Raw genomic sequence first — 22,819 nt, 5'->3', positions numbered from 1 at the left:
CGCATCGGTGTAACTCCACCCTGCACTCCGGAGGTCCAGACCATGTCGCGCTACGAACCCGCCCAGATCGAACCGAAATGGCAAGCTGCCTGGGATCAGGCCCAGGCGTTTCTGGCCCGGCGCGATCCGGCCAAGCCCAAGTATTATGTGCTGGAGATGTTCCCCTATCCGTCGGGGCGCATCCATATGGGCCATGTGCGCAATTACACGATGGGCGATGTGGTGGCGCGGTATAAGTCGGCGCAGGGGTTTTCGGTGCTGCACCCGATGGGCTGGGATGCCTTCGGGATGCCCGCCGAAAACGCCGCGATGGAACGCGGCGGCCACCCCAAGGACTGGACCTATGGCAACATCGCCGACATGCGCGGCCAGATGAAACCGCTTGGCCTGTCGATCGACTGGAGCCGCGAATTCGCCACCTGCGACCCGGAATATTACGGCCAGCAACAGGCCATGTTCATCGACATGATGGAAGCCGGGCTGGTGTATCGCAAGAACGCGGTGGTGAACTGGGACCCGGTCGACATGACCGTTCTGGCCAATGAACAGGTGATCGACGGCAAGGGCTGGCGCTCGGGCGCGGCGGTAGAGCGGCGCGAACTGACGCAGTGGTTCTTCAAGATCTCGGACTATTCCGAAGAACTGCTCAGCGCGCTGGACGGGCTGACCAACTGGCCCGAAAAGGTGCGCCTGATGCAGGCCAACTGGATCGGCCGCTCGCGCGGGTTGCAATTCGCCTTCCAGACGGTCGGCGCCCCGGAAGGCTTTGAAACGCTGGAGGTTTATACCACCCGCCCCGATACGCTGATGGGCGCCAGCTTTGCCGCGATCTCGCCCGATCACCCGCTGGCCAAGACGCTGGAAGCCGATCCGCAGGTGGCCAGATTTCTGGCCGAAGCCCGCAAGGGCGGCACCACCGCCGAGGCTTTGGAAACCGCCGAGAAGATCGGCTACGACACCGGCATCCGCGTGAAGCACCCGCTCAACCCCGATTGGGAGCTGCCGGTCTGGATCGCCAATTTCATCCTGATGGATTACGGCACCGGCGCCATCTTCGGCTGCCCGGCGCATGACCAGCGCGATTTCGATTTCGCCAGCAAATACGGCCTGCCGATCCCGCCGGTCTTTGCCCCCGAGGCGCAGGACGCCGCCCAGGATGCGGCGCTGACCGAAGCCTATGTGCCGATGAAATCCGAGCGCGTGCGCTATCTGCGCGGCTTTGCCGGGGCCGAGGTGCAGACGGGGGATGAGGCGGTGGCGGCAGCCATCGCCCATGCCGAGAGCCATGGCTATGGCCAAGGCGTCACCAAGTTCCGCCTGCGCGACTGGGGCGTTTCGCGCCAGCGCTATTGGGGCTGCCCGATTCCGGTGGTGCATTGCCCCAGCTGCGGCGTGGTGCCCGAGGCCAAACAGAACCTGCCCGTCCGCCTGCCCGATGACGTGACCTTTGACGTGCCGGGCAACCCGCTGGACCGTCACCCCACATGGCGCGACTGCACCTGCCCCAAATGCGGCGCCGCCGCCCGGCGCGAAACCGACACGATGGACACTTTCGTCGATTCGTCGTGGTATTACGCCCGCTTCACCGCGCCGCGTGCCGCCACCCCGACAGCGGCGCCCGATGCCGAATACTGGATGAACGTCGACCAATATATCGGCGGCATCGAACATGCGATTCTGCACCTGCTCTATTCCCGCTTCTTCGCCCGTGCCATGGCGAAAACCGGCCATCTGCCCGCCTCGGCGATCGAGCCGTTCAACGCGCTTTTCACCCAAGGCATGGTGACGCACGAGATCTACAAGACCACCGACGCCAATGGCCGCCCGGTCTATCACCTGCCCGAAGACATCGTGCACTCGGATGCGGGCGCCACTTTGGCCGATGGCACCGTGGTCGAGGTGATCCCTTCGGCCAAGATGTCGAAATCCAAGAAGAACGTCGTCGATCCGATGAACATCATCGCAAGTTTCGGCGCCGATACCGCGCGCTGGTTCGTGATGTCGGACAGCCCGCCGGAACGCGATGTGGAATGGACCTCTTCGGGCGCCGAGGCCGCGTTCAAGCACCTCTCGCGTGTCTGGACGCTCTGCGCCCGCATCGGCGAGATGCCTGCCGATCACAAGGGCGAAGGCGATGACGATCTGCGCCGCGCCACCGCAAAGGCGGTGGACGAGGTGACGCGCGGCATCGAAAGCTTTGCCTTCAACAAGGCCATCGCGGTGCTTTACGGGTTCACCAACACGCTGGCCCGCGCCAATGCCAGCACGCCGGTGATGAAAGAGGCGATCCGCACGCTGGCGCAACTGATGCAGCCGATGGTGCCGCATATCGCCGAATCGATCTGGACCTATCAGGGCGGCCAAGGCCTGTGCTGTCAGGCCCCTTGGCCCAAGGCCGACCCGGCGCTGCTGGTGGATGACACCGTGGTCCTGCCCATTCAGATCAACGGCAAACGGCGGGCGGAAATCAGCGTGGCCAAGGATATGCCCGCATCCGAGGTTGAAAAGATCGCGCTGGCGAATGAGGATGTGGTCAGGTTCCTTGCCGGTCAGCCGGTGAAGAAGATCATCGTCGTGCCGGGGCGTATCATCAATGTCGTTGCCTAACCGCAGACTCGTGCTGTTCGCGCCACTGGCCCTTCTGGGCTGTGGCTTTGCCCCGGCCTATGGGCCGGGCGGGGTGGCACAGGGTCTGGAGGGCCGCATCCGGGTGGATGACCCCGTGAACAAGCTGGGCTTTGATCTGGTCGAACGGCTGGAGGAACGGCTGGGCCGCCCCGACGCCGCCGCCTTTGATCTGGCCCACAGCATCGTCACCCGCGCCGAAACGCTGGGCATCACGCCCGAGGATGCGATCACCCGCTATCACCTGACCGGCCATGTTGACTGGACGCTGACCAGCCGCGCCACCGGCCAGCGGGTGACGGGCGGGCGGGTGCAAGGCTTTACCGCCTATTCCGCCACCGGCAGCACCGTGGCCGGGCTGGCCGCCGAAGAAGATGCCGCCTTCCGCCTGATGCGGATGTTGGCCGACCAGATCGTCAGCCGCCTGATCGCCACTGCGGGCACTTGGGCATGATCCTCAAGGGGATCGAGGCCAGCCGCTATTTCACCAAGCCCGACCCGACCAAGGCCGGATTGCTGATTGCCGGGGCCGATGCCATGCGGGTGGCCTTGAAACGGCAAGAGGTGATCGCCGCGCTGATCGGCCCCGAAGGCGAAGGCGAAATGCGCCTGACCCGGATTCAGGCGGCAGAATTGCGCAAGGATGCCGCCGCCCTTCTGGATGCGATCAAGGCGGTGGGCTTTTTTCCCGGCCCGCGCGTGGCCTTTGTGGAAGACGCCACCGACACGCTGGCCCCAACCATCGGGGCCGCCTTGAAGGAGTGGAAGCCCGGCGATGCGCAGATCATCGTCACTGCCGGGAATCTGACCGCGAAATCCGCGCTGCGCATGCTGTTTGAAAAGCACACGCAGGCCTTTTGCGCCGTGCTTTATGACGATCCGCCCAGCCGCGAAGAGATTGAGGACGCCTTGAAAAAGGCAGGCCTTGCCAGCATCGACCGCGAGGCGATGGCCGATCTCAACACGCTGGCCCGCGCGCTGGACCCGGGCGATTTCCGGCAGACGCTGGAAAAGATCGCGCTCTACAAATATGGCGACTCCACACCACTGACCCCCGCCGATGTCGCCGCGATGGCCCCTGCCACGCTTGAGGCCGAGGTGGATGATCTGCTGCACGCGGTGGCCGATGGCCGCGCGTCGGCCATTGGCCTGCTCATGCGGCGGCTGGAAGGTCAGGGCGTGCTGCCCGTCACCATCTGCATTCAGGCGCTGCGCCATTTCAAGGCGTTGCAAATCGCCGCCTCCGATCCGTCGGGCGTCGCCAGTGGCTTGCAAAAGGCGCGGGTCTTTGGCCCAAGGCGCGACCTGATGCAGCGGCAGGCGCAGGCTTGGGGCGTTCGGCTTCTGGAACGCGCCGTCTCGGATCTGCTGGAAACCGACCTCACCCTGCGCTCGGCCTCGCGGGCGCCGGGGATGGCGCTGATGGAACGCGCGCTGATCCGTCTGGCAATGACCCGGCGCTAGCGCGCCCTTGGCTTTGGCCCCTGTCGGGCCGGAAAGGACATGATGTCAGAGTTTGAAACCCTGCTCGACCCGCTGACGCGGATCACCCGCAAGCACAAGACGATCGAGGCCTATGTGCTGTGGCACAAGGACGGCGGCTGGTCGGATGCGGCGGGCGAATCGCTCGATTGCGAAGAGATCGTCTTCTACGCCGAAGGTCTGTTGATGGAAGGCTTCCATCTGGCTTGGGAGCACCTGTCAGACCCCGCACTTGGCGATCACATCCGGCTGTGTTTCTGGCAAGGCGCAACGCCGCCGCTGCCCGATCTGCCACCGGGGGCCACCCGGCTTGGCTCGGGCCAGAGCGTCAACCCGGCCAAGGCCTAGCGCGCCCGCCCTGCCTTCATCACCCAATAAACCTTCCCGCCGCCGCGCGTGACCGAAATGCCGATATCGCGCAGATCGGGCATGAGGATATTGGCCCAATGCGGCGGCGAATTGCGCCACAGGCCCGCCGCCGTGCGGACCGACTCTTCCTGCGCAGAGGCCAGATTTTCCACCATCTTGCCAAAACGGTAGCCATGGGCCTTGGCGCGGTCGGCCATGCTCGGCCCTCCGGCGCGTTTGTGGCTGAAGAAATCGCGTGTGGCCATGTCGCAGGCATGCTGCTGGGCCGCCGCTGCCAGTTGCGGCGAAGGCGCCAGCCGCGCAAGCCCACGGGCCTCGCGCTCTTGGTTGACCCACGCCACCATCTCCCGCTCCAACGCCGCCGCGTCCGAAGGCTTTGAACAGGCCATCGCCATCGCCGTCGGGGTGACGGCCAGCAAGACAGCAAGCAGCAGGGTGCGCATGGGCGATGTCTCCGAAATCATGGGCCGCTGCTTCCGCCCGCCAGAGGCAGCGGGGCAGGCCAAGAAAGGGCACTGTGCAAAGGGAAGGGCATTCCCCGCCGCAGATCAAGCGCTTTGCGCCGCGTGACGCCCCGCCCAGCGCCCGCTGGCCCAGCAGCCCGTCAGCAGATAGCCGCCCGTCGGGGCCTCCCAATCCAGCATCTCGCCACAGGCATAGACCCCGGGCAAGGCGCGCAACTCCAGCCCTTCGGTCAGCGACTCGCGCCTTATGCCGCCCGCGCTGGAAATCGCCTCGTCCAGCGGGCGCGGCCCGGTGAGCGGGATCGGCAGCGCCGTCAGCGCCTGCTCCAGCGGCAGGTTGCGGCCACACTCCATCACAAGCGCCACCGCAGGCGCGCTCAGCCCCAGCTTGCGCAGCCGGTTGCCCAGACTGTCCGAGCGTTTCAGCCGCGCAATCCGCGCCGCCAAGGCCAAGGGCGCCAGATCGGGAAACAGGTTCAGCGTCAGCGCCGCCCCGCCGCGCAAGCTGCGGCTCAACGCATAGATGGCGCTGCCCTCCACCCCATGCGCCGAAATCACGAATTCGCCACGCACGCTTTGCCCCCCCGCGCGCAGCAGCGCCGTCTTGAGGGGCTGGCCGAACTGCGGCGCCATATGCTCGGACCAGCGGACGCCAAAGCCCATATTCGCGGGCTGGAACGGCGCAATCTCCACCCCTTTCGCCGCAAGCCATGGCACCCATGCCGCATCAGATCCCAGCCGCGCCCAACTGGCGCCGCCCAGCGCCAGCACCGTCACCGCCGGGCGCAAAAGCTGCACGCCTTCGGGCGTGGCAAAGCGCAAGGCCGCGCCCTCCCAGCCTTGCCACAGCCAGCGGGTGCGCAGCGCCACCCCCTGCCCTGCCAACCGCGCAAGCCAAGCGCGCAGCAAGGGTGAGGCTTTCATCGCCACCGGGAACACCCGCCCCGAGCTGCCGGTGAACACCTCTTGCCCCAGATCGCGGCACCACTGCATCACCTCGGTGGGGCCGAATTCGGCCAGCATCGGCGCCAGAAGATCGCTGTCAAAGGCCGCGCCAAAGGCGGCGGCGGGGTCATCCTTGGTGACATTCAGCCCCGATTTGCCCGCCATCAGGAACTTGCGCGCCGGGCTGGGCTTGGCCTCGGCCACCACCACCTGCCGCCCCGCGCGGGCCAGCTCTTCGGCGGCCATCAGCCCCGCCGGGCCTGCCCCGATCACCAGCGCATCCATGCTGTTCCTTTCCGCCCTCTGCCACAGGCCTCTTGTGCCTGTCCGCACCTGTGCGCGCAAGGCACCCGGCCCCACCGACCGTGCCGCCCGCAAAAAGACCCCGCCCCAAAAAAGACCCCGCCATGACAGCACGGCGGGGCAAGGGGCACCGCGGGCGGAACCACGGTGCAGGCGTCGGATTCAAACTGTGGGATCACGGCAGGGCGCGGCTTACCCCACCCTGCCGGTCAAGGCCGCGCTCAGTTCGGGCGCAGCTGATCGGCTTCCATTTCCGCGCGAATCTGCTGGCGCAGGATGTCGATGGGAATCATCTTCCCGTCGCGCTTGAAGTGCCAATAGGTCCAGCCGTTGCAGCTGGGCGCGCGCTCATAAGCCGCCCCCACCTGATGGATCGAGCCTTTCACGTCATTGCCCACCAGCGTGCCATCGGCGCGCACCTTGGCCATATAGCGGTTGCCGATGGAATAGAGCTCTTCGCCGGGGCGCAGCATCCCGCGCTCCACCACCTGCCCAAAGGGCACCCGTGGCTCGGCGCGCTTCGATCCGGTGATCTCCAGCGCGCTTGCATCGAACTTGCGCACCCGCGCGATGCGGGCTTCGGCCACCTTGCGATAGGACTCCTCGCGCTCGATCCCGATGAAATCGCGGCCCAGCATCTTGGCCACGGCCCCGGTGGTGCCGGTGCCAAAGAACGGGTCCAGCACCACATCGCCCGGATTGGTGGTGGCGATCAGCACCCGGTGCAGCAGGCTTTCCGGCTTTTGCGTCGGATGCGCCTTGTCGCCGTTTTCATCCTTCAACCGCTCATGCCCGGTGCAGATCGGCAGCACCCAGTCTGACCGCATCTGGATGCCTTCGTTCAGCGCCTTCAGCGCCTCATAGTTGAAGGTATACTTCGCCGACTCATCGCGCGACGCCCAGATCAGCGTCTCATGCGCATTGGTCAGCCGCTTGCCCTTGAAGTTCGGCATCGGGTTCGACTTGCGCCAGACCACATCATTCAGCAGCCAATAGCCCTGATTTTGCAGCTCGGCCCCCAGCCGGAACACATTGTGATAGCTGCCGATCACCCAGATCGCACCATTGGGTTTCAGCAATCGTTTGGCCGCCTTCAGCCACGCGCGGGTGAATTCGTCATAGGCGGCAAAGCTGCTGAACTGATCCCAATGGTCGTCAACCGCGTCCACCTTGGAATTGTCCGGCCGATGCAGATCGCCCTTCAACTGCAAATTATAGGGCGGGTCTGCGAAAATCAGGTCGACAGAGCCTGCGGGCAGGCTGTTCATCTGCTCTATGCAGTCGCCTGCAAGAATCTGGTTCAGGGGCAGCGCTGCCCCTGTTGCTTTGGTCTTTGACGTCATGTTCTGCCTCTGTCGGCGGCGTCATTTGGTGCGCCGCATCTGTGGATAAGAATGAGTCAGAGACGAATCGGCGTCAAATTCTTTATTGAATCAAGGGGTTATCTATTTCTCTTGATACAAGATGTTGTGGACAGGTTTGAACGAACGTCTATGCACAGGGGTCACCCCAAGATTTAGAAGCGCCGCCAGATGCGCCTTTGTGGGGTAACCGGCGTTCACGTCCCAGCCATAACCCGGATATTGTTGCGCCAAATCCACCATCAGCCGGTCGCGCGTCACTTTCGCGCAAATCGAGGCCGCCGCGATCGACAGCGATTTGGCATCGCCCTTCACGATCGCAAGCCCCGGGCAGGACAGCCCACGCGGCAGCAGATTGCCGTCGACCAGCGCGAAATCCGCCCCCAGCGCCGCCACCGCGCGCTCCATCGCCAGATGGCTGGCGCGCAGGATGTTCAGACTGTCGATCTCTTCCACGCTGGCATGGGCGACGGCGACCTGCGCCACCTCCATCAACTCGGCACATAAGGCTTCGCGCCGCGCCGGGCTCAGCGCCTTGGAATCGGCCAGCCCTGCCGGAATGCGGGCCGGGTCCAAGCGGACGGCGGCAGCGGTGACAGGGCCACACAGCGGGCCACGGCCCACCTCGTCCACGCCCACAACACAGGCCGCCCCTTGCGCAAGGGCGGCCTCTTCAAAGGTGAAATCTGCGGAAATCTTGGTCATGCCCCGGCATATCGCAGCGCCGGGGCAGACAAAAGGGCCGCGCCGTCTGGCTCAGTAGCTGTGGCGCGGACGGCCCGGCCCATGGTCCCAGCCATGCCCGCGCCCTTTGTCCCAACCATTGTTCCAGCCATTGCCCCGGCCATGGCCACGCCCGTGGTCACGAAAGCCCCGGTTGTCCACCCGGAATCCGGCATCGCGCAAGCAAGATTCGGTATAGACCCGGTCCATCCGCCCGAACACCCGCGCCTCATGGGCGCAATAGCGCGGCAGGCGGAACTCAAAGCCTTCGCGGCGCAGGCAGCGCTCTGGATAGACCGTGAGATTGCGCCGCGCGCCAGACACCTCAACCGCACAGACCGCCGGCACACGCGGGCTGCGCACCTCGACCGGTGGCGTCACAGCCACGGGAGGCCGGGGCTGCGGCTTGGGCGAATGCACCACCGCCAAAGGCGACACCGGCGCCTGAGTCAGGGGGGCCAAGGTTAGCGGGGCTTGGTTCAGCGGATGCAGGATGGCCTCCACCACCGGCGGGGTCAGCTGCGCCAAGGCGGCGTCGGTCAGACGATCGGCGCGGGCCGGCACGGCACTGGCGGCCAAAAGTGCCAGAACGGTGACGGCGGCCAGAACGCCCCCCGCCACACGGCGCAAAGGCTGCGGGGTGGCGCGGGGCAGCGACGGCGAAACGACGCGCGGACTCAGGGCGGGAAGTGCGGCAAGCATGGGGGCCTCCTGTCTTGGGTGGGGGGACGTGGCACGGTGCGCGCCTCGCACCGGACCTGATGCCCAACCGTGCCGCCCGGCCCCCGCGACAGGCAATATCGCGCCCTTGATATGCGATAACACGCGCTGAAACCCTTGGTTGATATTGAATATCGGCAGAAAGGCGCGCAACTCTGGGGCAGGAAAAAACATCCGCCCCCCGCCCCGATCAGGAGCCAGACATGAAAACATCCGCGCTGATCTTTGTCGCTGCCGCGCTTGCCATGGCCACGGCTGTGGCCACCCCGGCATCGGCGGAATGCTACGCAGATTACAAGGCCAAGCAGGATGACCCCTTGCGCCTGCACTACGGTGTCGCACAAGTCAGCGACGCCAACTGCTCGCCCGGCGCGGCGCAGGGAGAGTTGCAGCCCCGGCTTGCGCAGGCAGGCTGGACGCTGTTGAACGTGTTGGCAACATTCGGCCCCGAGGGGCTTGGCGAAAGGCAAGCGAGTGCAGGAGAATTCTTCCTCCGTTACTGAGAGTTTGAAAGCGGGCAACCGGGTTGTCAGCTTTGGCATTGCGGCCATCGTGCTGATCCTGTTCGGCGCAGCGCTGTTCTTGTTCCTGAGCCTGCCGGACGCCAATGCCTTCAACGCCCGGGTGGAGCAGTTGTTCGTGCAAAACGACAACCTGACCACCAATGCCGAAATCAAGCTGCTGGAGATTCTGGCGCAAAGCGGCACCTCGTTTTCCGAAGTGCTGCAAAGCTATCGCATGGTGATCTTCGTGCTGCTGGTGTTTTCCACCGCGCTCTTGATCGCGGCGCTGGTGTTTCTGGTCATGATCATCGCGCTGAACCGCCGGATTTCCGCCATCCAACGCTCGGGCATTCAGGTGGCCAGCCTGATGATTTCCCGCGAAGGCCGCGCCGTCTATATCAACGATATGGAATTCGCGCTGACCGAAGCCGCGCTGGAAACGCTGGCCGTGCTGGCCGAGGCGCGGATGGATGATGAAGTGCTGACGGGCGCGCAGATCGAATCGGTGATCTCGGGCCGCAACGAGGTGGATTGCGACGAAGCCGCCGGGGCCACGCGGGTGAAACGCCTGCGCGACACGCTGGGCAACCAGTTGGTGAGCGAGCTTTTGGTCAAGACCATCGCCCGGCGCGGCTATGTTCTGGCGGTGGGCAAGGATGTGATCCGCATGGTCTAAGGCCGTCGCCGCCCTGTCATTCTCGCGTCACAGGGCTTGCATAGGGGGGTGGGGGGCCATAAATAGCGCCCTTCTTCCTTCTGCTGCCCGAAAAGGGGGAATGCGATGATCCAGACGCCCTATTACCTGATCGACCGCTCCAAACTGGCGCGCAACATGGCCATCATGGATGAGCTGCGCGCAAGTTCAGGGGCCAAGACCCTGCTGGCGCTGAAATGCTTTGCCACTTGGGGCGTGTTCGACCAGATGCGAGGCCATATGGACGGCACCACCTCCTCCAGCCTCTATGAGCTGAAACTGGGGCGCGAGCGTTTCGGCAAGGAGACGCACGCCTATTCGGTGGCTTGGGCCGATCATGAGATCGCCGAGGCCGTGGGCTATGCCGACAAGATCATCTTCAACTCCATCGGTCAGCTGGAGCGGTTTGACAACCAGTCGGCCAGCATCGCCCGTGGTCTGCGCCTGAACCCGCGCTTTTCCACCAGCGGCTTCGACCTTGCCGATCCGGCGCGCCCCTTCAGCCGACTGGGCGAATGGGACGCCAGCAAGATTGAACGCGTGATGGACCGCATCAGCGGCTTCATGATCCATTACAATTGCGAAAACGATGATTTCGACCTGTTCGATCAGCAGTTGACCCGCATCGAAGACGAATTCGGCGTGCTGCTGTCGCGCCTGCGCTGGGTCAGCCTTGGCGGCGGCATCCATTTCACCGGGGAAGGCTACCCGGTGGCCAAACTGGCGGCGCGGCTCAAGGCCTTTTCCGACCGTTTCGGCGTGCAGGTCTATCTGGAACCGGGCGAAGCGGCGATCACCGGGGCGGCCAGCCTTGAGGTGACGGTGCTGGACGTGCTGAACAACGGCAAGGATCTGGCCGTCGTCGATTCCTCGGTCGAGGCGCATATGCTTGATCTTTTGATCTACCGCATTTCCGGCAAGATCGAAACGGCGGGCGATCACCCGTTCCAGATCTGCGGCAAATCCTGCCTTGCGGGCGATGTGTTCGGGGAATTCAACTTCCCTGCCCCTCTCAAGGTGGGCGACCGGCTCAGCATCGCGGATGCGGCGGGCTATACCATGGTGAAAAAGAACTGGTTCAACGGGGTGAAGATGCCGGGCATCGTCATCAAGGAGTTGGACGGTTCGATGACCGTGGCGCGTGAATTCGGCTATGCCGATTTTGAAGGCAACCTCGGCTAATCAGGTTGCCCCTTCCCTCTGTCCTTAAAGGAGACGGTTCGAAGTGAAACGGAATGTTCTGATCATCGGCGCTGGTGGCGTGGCCCAAGTGGTGGCGCACAAGGCCGCCCAGCACAATGACCGCTTGGGCGATCTGCACATCGCCAGCCGCACGGTGGCCAAGGCCGAAGCGATCATCGCCTCGGTGCAGGAGAAGTCGGCGATGAAGGTGCCGGGCGTGTTTGCCGCCCATGCGCTCGACGCCACCGATACCGCCGCCGTGGTGGCGCTGATCAAGGCCACCGGCTGCCAGATCGTGATCAACGTGGGCTCGCCTTTCGTCAACATGCCGGTTCTGGACGCCTGCATTCAGGCGGGGGTGGCCTATATGGACACCGCCATTCACGAAGACCCGGCCAAGATCTGCGAAACCCCGCCGTGGTATGGCAATTACGAATGGAAACGGCGCGAGGCGTGCAAGGCGGCGGGCGTTACCGCCATTCTGGGCGTGGGCTTTGACCCGGGCGTGGTCAACGCCTATGCCCGCGTGGCCGAAGGCCTGATGGACAGCATCGAGTCGATCGACATCGTTGACATCAACGCCGGGTCGCATGGCAAATGGTTCTCCACCAACTTCGACCCCGAGATCAACTTCCGCGAATTCACCGGCACGGTTTATTCGTGGCAGAACGGCGCTTGGCAGACCAACAGCATGTTCGAGGTTGGCAAGACATGGGACATGCCGGTGGTGGGCGAACAAAAGGCCTATCTGACCGGCCATGACGAGGTGCATTCGCTGTCTGCCCGCTATCCGCAGGCCGATGTGCGCTTCTGGATGGGCTTTGGCGACCATTACATCAACGTCTTCACCGTGCTGAAAAACCTTGGCCTGTTGTCGGAACAGCCGGTGAAAACCGCCGAAGGTTTGGAAGTGGTGCCGCTGAAGGTCGTCAAGGCCGTTTTGCCCGACCCGGCCAGCCTTGCCCCGAACTACACCGGCAAGACCTGCATCGGCGATTTCGTCAAAGGCACCAAGGACGGCCAGCCGGTCGAGGTGCTGATCTACAACGTCGCCGATCACAAGGACGCCTATAACGAGGTGGGCAGCCAAGGCATCAGCTATACCGCCGGTGTGCCGCCGGTGGCCGCCGCGCTGCTGATCGCCGATGGCGTCTGGGATGTGGGCACCATGGCCAATGTCGAAGAGCTTGACCCCGCGCCCTTCATCAATCTGCTGAACCAGATCGGCCTGCCCACCCGCATCAAGGATGCCACGGGCGACCGTCTGCTGGAGCTTTAAGACCTAGGCGCGGCAGCGGGCCTTGCCCCTTGCTGCGCCCAACGCATCCGCCTCTCAGGATGCCGCCGCCGGGGCGTCGGCCCGCCCCGCGCGAAAGCCAAGCACGACAGCCGCCAAAAGGCCGTTGCCCGACAGATAGCCCGCATCGCCCGACCCCGACACGCCACAGGCGGCACCGCCCCCGGCCCAGAGGTTGCCCAAGGGCACGCCCGCCGCTGTCAGCACCCGGCCCTGCCCGTCGGTCACCAGACCGCCCTGCGTGTGAAACAGCGCACCCGTCACCCGCACCGCGGCATAGGGGGGCGTCAAGGCAGGGACGCCGCGCAGATCCCGGCCAAACGCATCGGGCGCGCCCGCCTTTGCCGCGGCAAAGCGCGTCAGCGTCTCGGCCAGCGGCTCGGGCGGCAGACCCGTCACCTCTGCCAGCGCCGCGACCGTTGCGGCGGTCTTGACGGCCCCTTGCGCCTCGGCATCGCGGAAATCCTGAAACTGGCCCGCGATGGCGGCGATACGGGCGTCGAAGATCGCCCAAGCCTGCCCCTCGGGCTGGGCCAGCACCGCCTGCGCCGCCTCGGAATAGCCTTGCGCCTCATTCCAGAACCGTTCGCCCCGCAGGTTGACCTGACAGCCCCCCTCCATGATCGTGGCCCAGCTGATCAGGATGCCATGCGGATGCGCCACATTGCCATGGCCCTGATAGGCCCCCGGATGGCGCACCGCCGCCCCCAGCGCCGCGCCCCAGATCATCGCCTCGCCCTGATTGCCGGGATGGCCGAAATACAGCGCCTCGGCGATGGCTGGCATGTGCTGCGCCACCATCGCCTTGTTCCCGCCAAAGCCGTTGCAGGCAAGGATCAGCCGCGCGCAGCCAAGGCTGTCGGTGCTGCCATCGGGCCGGGTGATCTGCACGCCCGTCACCAGCCCGCCTTCGGCATGGAGCGCGGTGACCTGCGCCTCGGTCAGAATGTCGATGCCCTTTGCTTCGGTCGCCGCCCGCAGCGCATCGACAAGCGCGCGGCCCGAGCGGCTGGGCAAGCCGTGCATCCGGCGCGCCGAATGGCCGGGATAGGTGAAATCCGTGACAACGGACAGGTCCAACCCATGCCGATCGGCCAGCCAATGCAGCGCCTCGGCCGCGCCTTCGGTCAGGGCGCGCTCCAGCGCGGGATCATTTTCGTGATGCGCCTTGGCCGCGATGTCGGCGGCGAATTGCGCGGGGCTGTCGGCGATGCCTTCTGCCGCTTGCCAGCGCGTGCCTGCCGCCGGGATCAGCCCCGCCGACAGGGCCGTGGACCCAGAGGGCACCGCGTCCCGCTCCAGCACCAGCACCTCTTGCCCCGCCTCATGCGCCGCGAGCGCCGCGATCAGCCCACAGGCCCCGCCCCCCACGATCAGCGTTTGCACCTGCGCCTCATGCGCCACGGGCGGCAGGATCATTTCACTGTCCCGTCGAACCGTCCGCCCAAGGCCAGCATCTCGGCCGTGCCGATCCGGTCATTCAGCCCGTCGAAATCATACATCCGATTGGCAAAAGGCGTGTTCGACCCATGGGCCTTCAGGCTGGCGTAATAATCCCCCGCCGTCCGCGCCAGCGCGCGCACGATCCCGCCGGGGAAGATTACCAGACGGAAGCCCAGCGCCTGCAAATCAGCCGCCGACTGAATCGGGGTCGCGCCCCCCTCCACCATATTGGCCATCAAGGGCCCGCGGTCCCGGAAGGTGCGGGCCACCTGCGCCAGCTCGTCGCCCGTGCGCGGCGCCTCGATGAACAAGGCATCCGCGCCCGCGTCCAGATAGGCGCCCGCGCGGTCGATGGCCGCTGCGAACCCTTCCACCGCAATCGCATCGGTACGCGCGATGATCAATGTCTGCTCGCTTGCGCGCGCCTCTGCCATGGCGGCGATTTTGCCCACCATCTCGGCGGTCGAAATCAGCGACTTGTCCGCCAGATGCCCGCAGCGCTTGGGATAGGTCTGATCCTCGATCTGCAAAGCGCTGGCCCCCGCGCGCTCATAAGCGCGCATGGTGCGCTGCGCGTTCAGCGCATTGCCAAAGCCGGTGTCGGCATCGATGATGACAGGCAGCGCCACCCGGTCGCGGATCAGCGCCATGGTGTCGGCCATTTCCGACATGGTGGTCAGCCCGATGTCAGGCCGCCCCAGCCGGGTATAGGCCACGGCGGCGCCAGACAGATACAGCGCCTCGAACCCGGCATCGGCGGCAATCGCAGCGGTCAGACCATCATAAACGCCGGGCGCAATCAGGATCTGCGGCTCTGCAAGGCGGGATTTCAGCGTCATGCGGCACCTTTCAAAACAGCAACAGCCTCGGCGCAGGTCATCTGCTCGGTGACTGAAGCCAAAGACAACAAAGTGGCGTCATGCACGTCGTCCCGGAACGCGGCGCAGCCATCGGTCAGCACAATCGTGTGCAGGCCCCGCAGATGCGCATCGCGCAGCGTCGAGGCAACGCCGCCATTGGTGACAATGCCGCCCACGATCAGCGTATCGATCCCCAGATGGCGCAGAATATACTCCAGCCGGGTCTGGTATAGGGCCGAATAGGCCACCTTTTCCACCGTGAAATCTGCGGGCTTCAGACTGTCGACCAGATCATGGCCAAAGCCACCGGGGGCAAAGTCGCCCGTCGTCAGAAACGGGCGCAGCTTGGCCAGATGCGGGGCGATCAACGGCCCATCCGGCCCCGGCACCAAGGTGAACTGCGCCGAGACGAACACGCCCCCCGCCGCCCGCAGCGCATCGCGCACCGGCGCGATCCGGGCGGGCAAGGCGGTGATGGCGGGCGCCGTTTGCCCGGCACGGCCATAGGCGCCCTCGGGGTGCAGGAAGTCGTTTTGCAGATCGATGGTCAGCAATGCGGTCTTGCAAGGATCAAGTGTCATCGCCGTCCTCCCGTGTCAGGATCACATTGCCATAACTGTCTACCGTGCCGATCAGGCCCGGTTCCACAAGAATGGTCGTGTCGGGCTGCTCCAGCACCGCAGGCCCCCGGATCACCGTGCCCACCGGCAAGGCCAGACGGTCATGAATGGCGGCGTCGCACCATGCCCCGCCCAGATGGACCCGCCGCGTGGCCCGAGGCACCACCGGACCGCTGGTCGTGGGGGCCAGCGTCGCCAGATCAAACTTGGGCCGCTGCCCGATCACGGCGGTCCGCAGGTTCAGGATGCGGCTGACACCGCCGGGCAAAAGTCGGCCAAAGACCCGCTGATAGGCCGCCTCGAAAGCCGCCGTGATGGCGTCTGGCGTCGGCGGTGTCACCTTGTCCTGCGCCAGGATCGTCACCGGCAAGGGGACAGACACCGTATGGGTCTGGCCAACATAGGCCATGTCCAGTTCAACCGTGACCACCCGCGCGGCAAAGGCCCCGCCACTGGCGGCCAGCATCCCCTGCCCCTCGGCCAGATGATCTTCGATCAGCGCGGCCAGCGCCGCGCCATCGGCGGCGGCGGTCGGCTGGTTGACCGTCTGCACGAAATCGGCCCGCATGTCGGCAATCACGCAGCCCATGGCCGAGGTGACGCCGGGATAGCGCGGCACGATGGCGCGCGACAGGCCCACTTCGGCCAGCATCGCGCCTGCGTGCAAGGCGCCGCCCCCGCCAAAGGGCATGAAGGCGAAATGCTTCGGATCATGGCCGCGTTCAATGCTGACCAGCCGGATCGCCCCGGCCATGCGGGAATTGGCAACCCGGATGATCGCCTCGGCGGCCTCTTCGGTGCCAAGGCCCAGCGGCCCGCCCACATGGGCATCAATCGCCGCCCGCGCGGCGGCCACATCCAGCCGCCCACCGCCGATGGGGCGGTCGGGGTCGATCCGGCCCAGCACGATATTGGCATCCGTCACCGTCGGCCGCGTGTTGCCGCGCGCATAAGCCACCGGGCCGGGGTCAGAGCCTGCGGATTCCGGCCCGATGTTCAACAGCCCGCCCTTGTCCACCCAAGCGATAGAGCCGCCGCCCGCGCCGATCGTGGTGATCTCGATCATCGGCACCCGCACGACCATGCCAAAGTCCACCGCCGTTTGTGCGGCCAGCGCCGCCTGTCCGCCCGCGATCAGCGCAACGTCAAACGAGGTGCCCCCCATGTCGCCGGTGATGATATCGGGGAAACCGGCGGTCTGTGCGATATAGGCCGCCGCGATCACCCCCGCCGCCGGTCCCGACAGCGCGGTGCGCACGGGCAGGCGGCAGGCGGTCTCGACCGCCATCACACCGCCGTTCGACTGCACGATCAGGAACTCGCCGCCAAAGCCCTTGCTCTTCAGCGCCTGTTCCAGCCGGCTCAGGTAGCCCGCCACCTCGGGTTGCAGATAGGCGTTCAGCGCCGTGGTGGAAAAGCGTTCAAACTCGCGGATTTCGGGCAGGATCTCTGAAGACGAGGCCACATGCGGATTGGGCCAGATCTCGCGCAGCGCGGCCACCGCCGCCTGTTCATTGGCCGGGTTGGCATAGGCGTTGACGAACAGCACCGCCACCGCCAGACAGCCTTGATCCAGCAAGGCTTGCCCTGCCGCGCGCACGGCGTTCAGGTCTACCGGCGTGTGCACCGTGCCATCGGCCAAGGTGCGCTCTGCCACCTCCAGCCGCAGATCGCGCGACACCACCGGGGTGAAATCGCCGCGCAGCCCCCATGTCCGGGGCCGGTCGCGGCGGCGCATCTCCAGCACGTCGCGGAACCCCGCCGTGGTGATGATGCCGATGCGCGCGCCCTTGCGCTCCAGCAGCGCATTGGTGCCTGCCGTCGTGCCGTGAACCACGGTCGCCACCGTGCCCAGATCCGAAACCCGCTGCGCGATCCCTGCAAGGAACCCCGCCGACTGATCGGGACGCGAGGTGGGGACCTTGGCCACCTCGGCCCGGCCCGTTGCCGCATCCAGAACAAAGATGTCGGTGAAGGTGCCGCCGACATCAACGCCGATCAAAGTAGTGCCGCTCATGCCACGCTCTCCCGCCATGCTGTGCCATAGGCCGCGTCTGCCGCCTGTTCCGTCACCAAACCAAGGGCCACGTCGCGCGCCACCGCCGCCGGATCGCGCGCGCTTGCCGGGCCATAGCCGCCGCCGCCCGGTGTCTCCAGACGCACCGCATCGCCCCGCGCCAAGCGCATGCCGGTGCCCTTGGACACCATGGCAGGCGTCGCCCAGTCATCGCCTTGCGAATAGCTGAACCGGTTCAAGGCCGCGTCGCCGCCCCCCGCCGCCCCTTTGGGCGCATGGCGGCCGCGTTCGCCGAACAGAAAGACCTCGGCGCTGTCTTCCAGCAGTTCAATCTCATAGACCGCGCCGAGGCCCCCGCGCTGGGTGCCCGCGCCCCCACTGTCCGGCCGCAACGCCCATTGCCGGAACATCACCGGATAGGCGGATTCAAGAATCTCCACCGGCGGGATCGTCGCGGTCGAGATCGGCGCATTGCCATGATTCAGCCCGTCGCCCGCAAGGCTGCCGCCATGCCCGCCGCCGTAGAAGGAAAACATCACCCACCGCCGCCCGTCGCGGCGATAGCCCGCCAAGGACAGCGCGTTGATGGTGCCATAGGCATTGGCCACCACCAGATCGGGAGCCGCCTGCGCCATGGCCGCGAAGATCACATCGATCATCCGCAGGATCGTCTCGGTATAACCGCCCGTCGGCGCGGGGAATTCCGCCGCCAGCAGGCTCCGCTCGGGCACCACGATGTCAAGCGGGCGCATCACGCCGGCATTGGCGGGCAAACCCGGAAAGATATGCTTGATCGCCACATAAACAGCCGCAATCGCGGTGCCCTTCGAGATGTTCACCGGCCCCGCCGTGGCCCCCGCCGTCCCGGTGAAATCCAGCGTCAGACGGTCGCCCGCCACCGTCAGCGCCACCGTGATCGGCAAGGCGACATCGGTGATGCCGTCATTGTCCAGATAATCGGTCGCCTCCCAGCGCCCATCGGGCAGTGCCGCGACCTCGGCCCGGATCAGCGCCTCGGCGCGGTCCGACAGCGCATCCAGCGCCGCGCGCACCGTGGCGCCGCCATATTCCGCCAAAAGCCCGTCCATCCGCCGCACGCCCAGATCCAGCGCGCTCAGCTGCCCGTTCAAGTCGCCTTGCGCCGAGGCGGGCAAGCGGGTGTTGCGCAGGATGATGTCGATCACATCCTGCTGCACCACCCCCGCCCGCATCACCTTGACCGGAGGCAGCACGAACGCCTCTTGGAACACCTCGGTGGCGCGCGGATTGTAATTGCCCGGCACGGCGCCGCCCATGTCATGCCAATGGCCGACCGAGGCCAGATAACAGAACAATTGCCCTTGATGGAAATAGGGCCGCACCAGCCGCATGTCCGACAGATGGGTGCCGCCGATATGCGCATCGTTGAAGATATAGACATCGCCTTCGGCAAGGTCTCCGTCGCGCGCGGCCTTGTCGATCACCGCCTTGACGGCAAAGGCCATCACCCCCACGAAAATCGGCAGGCCGGATTTGCCCTGCACCAGTGTGTCGCCGGTCGTCGCGTGGTAAAGACCGTGGCTGGCATCATGCGCCTCGGCGATGATCGGGTTGAAGGCCGAACGAAACAGCGTCGCATCCATCTCGTCGGCAATCTGCTCCATGCGGCCAGCCAGCACGGCAAGGGTGATCGGATCAATCATTGCGCACCTCCACGGGCCTGAACCTCGGCAATATCATTCCAGACGTCCTGCCGCAGCAGACGCCCGTCTTCCAATTCGAACCGGTCGATGAAACGGATACCGGAAAAGGCCGTGCCATCGGGCCATTCCCCGTGCAGCGTGCCAAAGCAATAGACCAACGACCCCAAGGCATCGAACCTTTCATATGTCTTTTTCACAAAGCGGTAGCGCGGCCGGGCCCAGTCGATCAGCGCGTCCAGCGTGGTCATGCGGACCCCGCCCGGAAAGGTCATGGCAAAACCCGGCGCCAAGTGGTCGCGGGCCGCGGCCAGATCCCGCGCTTCCATCGCCGTCAGAAAGCTGCGCACCACCTGCGCGGCGTCGGCCACAGGCGGCGCGGGCGCCCGATGCGTGCCGCCGCGCAGATAGTTTTCGGCAGGCATTTCCGCCAGAATCACCGTCACCGCCTCTGGCGGCGCCGCCACGACCGACCGCACCGCATCGGTCACGGCACGGCCCAGACGGGTTTTGACCGCCCCTTCGTAGCCTTCAAGGATCTGCACTGTGACAATGGGCATGGCACGACTCCGGCAGTTCAACCTGTATCTTTTTTAATACTGCTTTTGCAAACCGCACAATACATTTAATTGCGCGAGAACCAGACATTTTAGTTGCTTTGTTTCAGACCGGGGATAACATCCCTGACTCGAAAGGGCAGGTCACCATGGTGCAGGCAGCGCGGATATCCACAGAAGGCAGCAAGGCGCAGCGGGTTTATCTGCTGATGCGCGACGAGATCACGCGGGGCGAATTGGCGGGCGGCACCCTGCTCCCGGGTGAGATGCGGCTGGCCGAACAGCATGGCGTCAGCCGCGTCACCATCCGCCGCGCGCTGGACGCGCTGGCACAGGAAGGCCTGATCGAGCGGCGGCCCGGATCGGGCACCCGCGTGACCGACGCCTCGTCCCAGCGCGCCGCGATTGCCGCCGATTTCGCCACGCTGATGCCGCAACTGGTGCGGATGGGCCAGCAGACGACCGCGCGGCTGCTCGCCTATGCCTATGTCCCGGCCCCCCCGCTTGTGGCCGAGGCCTTGCGTCTGCCCGAAGGCGGGCGCGTGCAGCGCGCGGTGCGGGTGCGCAAGATGGACGACGCGCCCTTCTCGCATCTCACCACCCATGTGCCCGAAGACATCGCCCAGAATTTCTCGGAAACCGATCTGGCCGCGACACCGCTGTTCCGCCTGCTGGAACGCGCGGGCATTCAGGTTGACCATGCCAGCCAGTCCATCTCGGCCAGCCTTGCCACCCCCGACGTGGCCGAAGCGCTGGATGTGTCGGTGGGCGCGGCGCTGATCTCGCTGACCCGCGTGGTCTTTGATGCCTCCGGGCGCGGCGTGGAACATCTGGCCGCGCTCTACCGCCCTGACCGGTTCCGGCTGGACATGACGCTGAACCGCGTGGGCAACGCAGGCGCCCGGCAATGGGAGCCCGTGCTGGTGCCCCTGACGGACCTGGGACCAGACCCGGCACCGGGGGCGGCGGAATGAAGGCGCTCTTCGACAAGCTTTGGGACGATCACGTCATCCTGACCCGCGAGGATGGAGCCGCCCTTCTGTGGGTGGACCGGCACTATCTGCACGAAGGCTCCCATCACGGCTTTCGCACGCTGGCGGCGCGCGGCATGGCGGTGGCAGAGCCGCGCCTGACCGTGGGCGTGGCCGATCACTATGTGCCAACGCGCGGACCGGTGGCAGACCCGGCGATCGCCCGCATGGTGCGGACCTTGGATGAAAACACCTCCGCGCATGGCATCCGCCTTTTCGGGCTGGGTCATCCGGCGCAAGGCATCGTTCATGTGATGGGGCCGGAACAAGGGCTGACCCTGCCCGGAATGCTCGTGGTCTGTGGTGACAGCCACACCGCGACCCATGGGGCGCTGGGAGCCTATGGTTTCGGCATCGGCGCCACCGAAGTGGCGCATGTGCTGGCAACCCAGACGATCTGGCAGCGCAAACCGGCGCGGATGCGCATCACCTTTACCGGTGTCGCGGGTCCGGGAATCGGGGCCAAGGACATGGCGCTTGCCTGGATCGCCCGGTTGGGGGCCGATGGCGCACGCGGCCACGCGGTGGAATATGCCGGGCCCGCCGTGCGCGCGCTGTCGGTTGCCGGGCGGCTGACGCTGTGCAACCTCTCGATCGAAGGCGGTGCCCGCACCGGGCTGGTCGCCCCCGATCAGACCACCTTCGACTGGCTGCGCGGGCGGGCCTTTGCCCCTGCCGATTTCGACGCGGCCTGTGCGGATTGGGCCAGACTGGCCTCGGACCCCGACGTCGCCTTTGACCGCGAAGTGACGCTGGACATGGCCGAGGTCGCCCCCATCGTGACATGGGGCACCAGCCCCGAAGAGGCCTTGCCGATCACCGCCACCTTGCCCGATCCCGCCCGCGAGTCCGATCCGGCGCGCGCCAGCCGCATTGCCGCCGCGCTCGACTACATGGGCCTGACAGCGGGTCGCCCGCTCGACAGCGTGGCGGTGGATCAGGTCTTCATCGGCTCCTGCACCAATGCCCGGATCGAAGATCTGCGGGCCGCCGCCGCCGTTCTGGCCGGACGGCAGGCAAAGGTGCCGGGAATGGTCTCGCCCGGTTCGGCTCTGGTCAAGGCACAGGCCGAGGCCGAGGGGCTGGACCAGATCTTCAAGGCCGCAGGGCTGGATTGGGTGGGGTCGGGCTGCTCGATGTGTGTGGGCATGAATGGCGATCTGGTCGCGCCCGGTCAGCGCTGCGCCTCTTCGACCAACCGCAATTTCCGTGGCCGCCAAGGCCCCGGCGCGCGCACACATCTGATGTCGCCCGCCATGGTGGCCGCCGCCGCTGTCACCGGCCATCTCACAGATGTGCGCCCCTTGCTGGAGGGACGCGCATGACCGGCTGGACCACCCATCACGGGCGCGCCGTCGCCTTGCCGCTGGAAAACATCGACACCGACCAGCTGATCCCGGCGCGCTTCATGTCGGCCCCGCGTGAGGAAGGCTATGGCCGCTTCCTGCTGCATGATCTGCGCCGCGACGGGGATGTGCTGCGCCCCGACTTTGCCTTGAACCAAGCCGAAGCGCAGGACGCCAGCATCCTGATCGCCCGGCGCAATTTCGGAGGCGGCTCCTCGCGGGAGGCGGCGGTCTATGCGCTGCAGGATGCCGGGTTCCGCGTGGTGATCGCCCCCAGCTTTGGCGATATCTTTGCGGCCAATGCCGTCAACAACGGCCTGCTGCCCGCCCGCGTCACCGAAGATCAGGCCGACCGCCTGCTTGCGGCCTGTCCGGCCCAGATGACCGTCGATCTGGCCACGCAGACCATCACATCTGGGCCGGACAGCATCGCCTTTGCGCTGGACCCGGTCTGGCGACAAAAGCTGATCAACGGCTGGGACGACATCGACCTGACGGCATCGCATGCCGCAGCCATCACCGCCTTTGCCAGCCGCAGACGGGCCCATGCCCCTTGGGTCTGGCCCAAAGACTGACACCGCCCCGCAGGCGGCGCAGG

Annotated in this window: 22 protein-coding genes; 11 read left to right on the top strand and 11 right to left on the bottom strand. The window is 65.9% G+C overall.

Features of this window, described 5'->3' with window-relative positions; all coding sequences use genetic code 11:
* Positions 1-42: 42 nt before the first annotated feature.
* From leuS to CUR21_RS14420, 4 genes are read left to right on the top strand one after another with little or no spacing between them, the layout of a single operon-like run.
* Positions 43-2,607: a leucine--tRNA ligase gene (leuS, locus tag CUR21_RS14435; protein ID WP_100197760.1), complete on the top strand. Its 2,565-nt coding sequence runs from the start codon at positions 43-45 to the stop codon at positions 2,605-2,607.
* Entirely contained in the window at positions 2,594-3,079 is a 486-nt protein-coding gene (lptE, locus tag CUR21_RS14430) for an LPS assembly lipoprotein LptE (RefSeq protein ID WP_100197759.1), read from the top strand. Before leuS ends, lptE begins: the two co-directional genes overlap by 14 nt.
* Positions 3,076-4,089: a DNA polymerase III subunit delta gene (holA, locus tag CUR21_RS14425; RefSeq protein WP_100197758.1), complete on the top strand. Its 1,014-nt coding sequence runs from the start codon at positions 3,076-3,078 to the stop codon at positions 4,087-4,089. Before lptE ends, holA begins: the two co-directional genes overlap by 4 nt.
* Before the next feature lie 39 nt (positions 4,090-4,128).
* Positions 4,129-4,455 carry a hypothetical protein gene (locus tag CUR21_RS14420; RefSeq protein WP_100197757.1) on the top strand — a complete coding sequence of 109 codons (327 nt, stop codon included), beginning with the start codon at positions 4,129-4,131 and terminating at the stop codon, positions 4,453-4,455.
* Here CUR21_RS14420 and CUR21_RS14415 read toward each other — a convergent pair.
* The 5 genes from CUR21_RS14415 to CUR21_RS14395 all read right to left on the bottom strand — a co-directional run bounded on the left by CUR21_RS14415 (position 4,452) and on the right by CUR21_RS14395 (position 8,974).
* Positions 4,452-4,940, bottom strand: coding sequence for a CAP domain-containing protein (locus CUR21_RS14415; RefSeq protein WP_100197756.1), 489 nt, complete (start codon positions 4,938-4,940; stop codon positions 4,452-4,454). The genes CUR21_RS14420 and CUR21_RS14415 overlap by 4 nt on opposite strands.
* Positions 4,941-5,024: 84 nt before the next feature.
* Positions 5,025-6,170 carry a TIGR03862 family flavoprotein gene (locus CUR21_RS14410; RefSeq protein WP_100197755.1) on the bottom strand — a complete coding sequence of 382 codons (1,146 nt, stop codon included), beginning with the start codon at positions 6,168-6,170 and terminating at the stop codon, positions 5,025-5,027.
* Between the two features lie 239 nt (positions 6,171-6,409).
* The gene (locus tag CUR21_RS14405) at positions 6,410-7,531 is read right to left on the bottom strand and encodes a site-specific DNA-methyltransferase (RefSeq protein WP_100197754.1); all 1,122 of its coding nucleotides are present in this window, start codon (positions 7,529-7,531) and stop codon (positions 6,410-6,412) included.
* Between the two features lie 102 nt (positions 7,532-7,633).
* Entirely contained in the window at positions 7,634-8,254 is a 621-nt protein-coding gene (locus tag CUR21_RS14400; protein WP_100197753.1) for a ribonuclease HII, read from the bottom strand.
* 51 nt (positions 8,255-8,305) lie between these two features.
* Positions 8,306-8,974: a hypothetical protein gene (locus CUR21_RS14395; RefSeq protein ID WP_100197752.1), complete on the bottom strand. Its 669-nt coding sequence runs from the start codon at positions 8,972-8,974 to the stop codon at positions 8,306-8,308.
* 221 nt (positions 8,975-9,195) lie between these two features.
* Between CUR21_RS14395 and CUR21_RS14390 the strand changes: the two genes are divergently transcribed.
* From CUR21_RS14390 to CUR21_RS14375, 4 genes are all read left to right on the top strand, one after another.
* The gene (locus tag CUR21_RS14390; protein ID WP_100197751.1) at positions 9,196-9,495 is read left to right on the top strand and encodes a hypothetical protein; all 300 of its coding nucleotides are present in this window, start codon (positions 9,196-9,198) and stop codon (positions 9,493-9,495) included.
* Complete coding sequence (locus tag CUR21_RS14385) at positions 9,467-10,171, top strand: response regulator transcription factor (protein WP_100197750.1); 705 nt, start codon at positions 9,467-9,469, stop codon at positions 10,169-10,171. Before CUR21_RS14390 ends, CUR21_RS14385 begins: the two co-directional genes overlap by 29 nt.
* Before the next feature lie 105 nt (positions 10,172-10,276).
* Entirely contained in the window at positions 10,277-11,371 is a 1,095-nt protein-coding gene (locus tag CUR21_RS14380; protein WP_100197749.1) for a carboxynorspermidine decarboxylase, read from the top strand.
* A gap of 43 nt (positions 11,372-11,414) precedes the next feature.
* Entirely contained in the window at positions 11,415-12,650 is a 1,236-nt protein-coding gene (locus CUR21_RS14375) for a saccharopine dehydrogenase family protein (protein ID WP_100197748.1), read from the top strand.
* 54 nt (positions 12,651-12,704) lie between these two features.
* Here CUR21_RS14375 and CUR21_RS14370 read toward each other — a convergent pair whose 3' ends face one another.
* Genes CUR21_RS14370 through CUR21_RS14345 form a run of 6 tightly spaced genes read right to left on the bottom strand, consistent with a single transcriptional unit; the run spans position 12,705 to position 19,847 of the window.
* On the bottom strand, positions 12,705-14,087 hold the full coding sequence (locus CUR21_RS14370; protein ID WP_100197747.1) for an FAD-dependent oxidoreductase: 1,383 nt from the start codon (positions 14,085-14,087) through the stop codon (positions 12,705-12,707).
* Positions 14,084-14,950: an oxaloacetate decarboxylase gene (locus CUR21_RS14365; protein ID WP_100197746.1), complete on the bottom strand. Its 867-nt coding sequence runs from the start codon at positions 14,948-14,950 to the stop codon at positions 14,084-14,086. The genes CUR21_RS14370 and CUR21_RS14365 overlap by 4 nt, the downstream gene beginning before the upstream one ends.
* On the bottom strand, positions 14,947-15,552 hold the full coding sequence (locus tag CUR21_RS14360; RefSeq protein WP_100197745.1) for a cysteine hydrolase family protein: 606 nt from the start codon (positions 15,550-15,552) through the stop codon (positions 14,947-14,949). Before CUR21_RS14360 ends, CUR21_RS14365 begins: the two co-directional genes overlap by 4 nt.
* Entirely contained in the window at positions 15,542-17,608 is a 2,067-nt protein-coding gene (locus tag CUR21_RS14355) for a hydantoinase/oxoprolinase family protein (protein WP_100197744.1), read from the bottom strand. The genes CUR21_RS14360 and CUR21_RS14355 overlap by 11 nt, the downstream gene beginning before the upstream one ends.
* A complete protein-coding gene (locus tag CUR21_RS14350; protein ID WP_100197743.1) occupies positions 17,605-19,290 on the bottom strand; it encodes a hydantoinase B/oxoprolinase family protein in 1,686 nt (561 codons plus the stop codon). Before CUR21_RS14350 ends, CUR21_RS14355 begins: the two co-directional genes overlap by 4 nt.
* On the bottom strand, positions 19,287-19,847 hold the full coding sequence (locus CUR21_RS14345; RefSeq protein WP_100197742.1) for a tautomerase family protein: 561 nt from the start codon (positions 19,845-19,847) through the stop codon (positions 19,287-19,289). Before CUR21_RS14345 ends, CUR21_RS14350 begins: the two co-directional genes overlap by 4 nt.
* Before the next feature lie 146 nt (positions 19,848-19,993).
* On the opposite strand from CUR21_RS14345, the gene CUR21_RS14340 reads away from it, so the two are divergent.
* Genes CUR21_RS14340 through leuD form a run of 3 tightly spaced genes read left to right on the top strand, consistent with a single transcriptional unit; the run spans position 19,994 to position 22,796 of the window.
* Positions 19,994-20,818: a GntR family transcriptional regulator gene (locus tag CUR21_RS14340; RefSeq protein ID WP_100197741.1), complete on the top strand. Its 825-nt coding sequence runs from the start codon at positions 19,994-19,996 to the stop codon at positions 20,816-20,818.
* The gene (leuC, locus tag CUR21_RS14335; RefSeq protein ID WP_100197740.1) at positions 20,815-22,200 is read left to right on the top strand and encodes a 3-isopropylmalate dehydratase large subunit; all 1,386 of its coding nucleotides are present in this window, start codon (positions 20,815-20,817) and stop codon (positions 22,198-22,200) included. The genes CUR21_RS14340 and leuC overlap by 4 nt, the downstream gene beginning before the upstream one ends.
* Positions 22,197-22,796: a 3-isopropylmalate dehydratase small subunit gene (gene leuD, locus CUR21_RS14330; RefSeq protein ID WP_100197739.1), complete on the top strand. Its 600-nt coding sequence runs from the start codon at positions 22,197-22,199 to the stop codon at positions 22,794-22,796. Before leuC ends, leuD begins: the two co-directional genes overlap by 4 nt.
* Positions 22,797-22,819: the final 23 nt, after the last annotated feature.

It is taken from the genome of Pseudorhodobacter sp. MZDSW-24AT (assembly GCF_002794355.1).
Taxonomy (GTDB): Bacteria; Pseudomonadota; Alphaproteobacteria; order Rhodobacterales; family Rhodobacteraceae; genus Pseudotabrizicola.
This window is presented reverse-complemented; position numbering and strand designations above follow the sequence as displayed.

Coding starts and splice junctions, on each gene's coding strand:
- CUR21_RS14345 (WP_100197742.1), bottom strand. CDS start 19,847: ATGCCCATTGTCACAGTGCAGATCCTTGAAGGCTACGAAGGGGCGGTC.
- CUR21_RS14420 (WP_100197757.1), top strand. CDS start 4,129: ATGATGTCAGAGTTTGAAACCCTGCTCGACCCGCTGACGCGGATCACC.
- CUR21_RS14365 (WP_100197746.1), bottom strand. CDS start 14,950: ATGACGCTGAAATCCCGCCTTGCAGAGCCGCAGATCCTGATTGCGCCC.
- CUR21_RS14350 (WP_100197743.1), bottom strand. CDS start 19,290: ATGATTGATCCGATCACCCTTGCCGTGCTGGCTGGCCGCATGGAGCAG.
- CUR21_RS14395 (WP_100197752.1), bottom strand. CDS start 8,974: ATGCTTGCCGCACTTCCCGCCCTGAGTCCGCGCGTCGTTTCGCCGTCG.
- CUR21_RS14355 (WP_100197744.1), bottom strand. CDS start 17,608: ATGAGCGGCACTACTTTGATCGGCGTTGATGTCGGCGGCACCTTCACC.
- CUR21_RS14340 (WP_100197741.1), top strand. CDS start 19,994: ATGGTGCAGGCAGCGCGGATATCCACAGAAGGCAGCAAGGCGCAGCGG.
- CUR21_RS14370 (WP_100197747.1), bottom strand. CDS start 14,087: ATGATCCTGCCGCCCGTGGCGCATGAGGCGCAGGTGCAAACGCTGATC.
- holA (WP_100197758.1), top strand. CDS start 3,076: ATGATCCTCAAGGGGATCGAGGCCAGCCGCTATTTCACCAAGCCCGAC.
- lptE (WP_100197759.1), top strand. CDS start 2,594: ATGTCGTTGCCTAACCGCAGACTCGTGCTGTTCGCGCCACTGGCCCTT.
- CUR21_RS14380 (WP_100197749.1), top strand. CDS start 10,277: ATGATCCAGACGCCCTATTACCTGATCGACCGCTCCAAACTGGCGCGC.
- CUR21_RS14415 (WP_100197756.1), bottom strand. CDS start 4,940: ATGATTTCGGAGACATCGCCCATGCGCACCCTGCTGCTTGCTGTCTTG.
- CUR21_RS14390 (WP_100197751.1), top strand. CDS start 9,196: ATGAAAACATCCGCGCTGATCTTTGTCGCTGCCGCGCTTGCCATGGCC.
- leuS (WP_100197760.1), top strand. CDS start 43: ATGTCGCGCTACGAACCCGCCCAGATCGAACCGAAATGGCAAGCTGCC.
- CUR21_RS14405 (WP_100197754.1), bottom strand. CDS start 7,531: ATGACGTCAAAGACCAAAGCAACAGGGGCAGCGCTGCCCCTGAACCAG.
- CUR21_RS14410 (WP_100197755.1), bottom strand. CDS start 6,170: ATGGATGCGCTGGTGATCGGGGCAGGCCCGGCGGGGCTGATGGCCGCC.
- CUR21_RS14400 (WP_100197753.1), bottom strand. CDS start 8,254: ATGACCAAGATTTCCGCAGATTTCACCTTTGAAGAGGCCGCCCTTGCG.
- CUR21_RS14360 (WP_100197745.1), bottom strand. CDS start 15,552: ATGACACTTGATCCTTGCAAGACCGCATTGCTGACCATCGATCTGCAA.
- leuD (WP_100197739.1), top strand. CDS start 22,197: ATGACCGGCTGGACCACCCATCACGGGCGCGCCGTCGCCTTGCCGCTG.
- leuC (WP_100197740.1), top strand. CDS start 20,815: ATGAAGGCGCTCTTCGACAAGCTTTGGGACGATCACGTCATCCTGACC.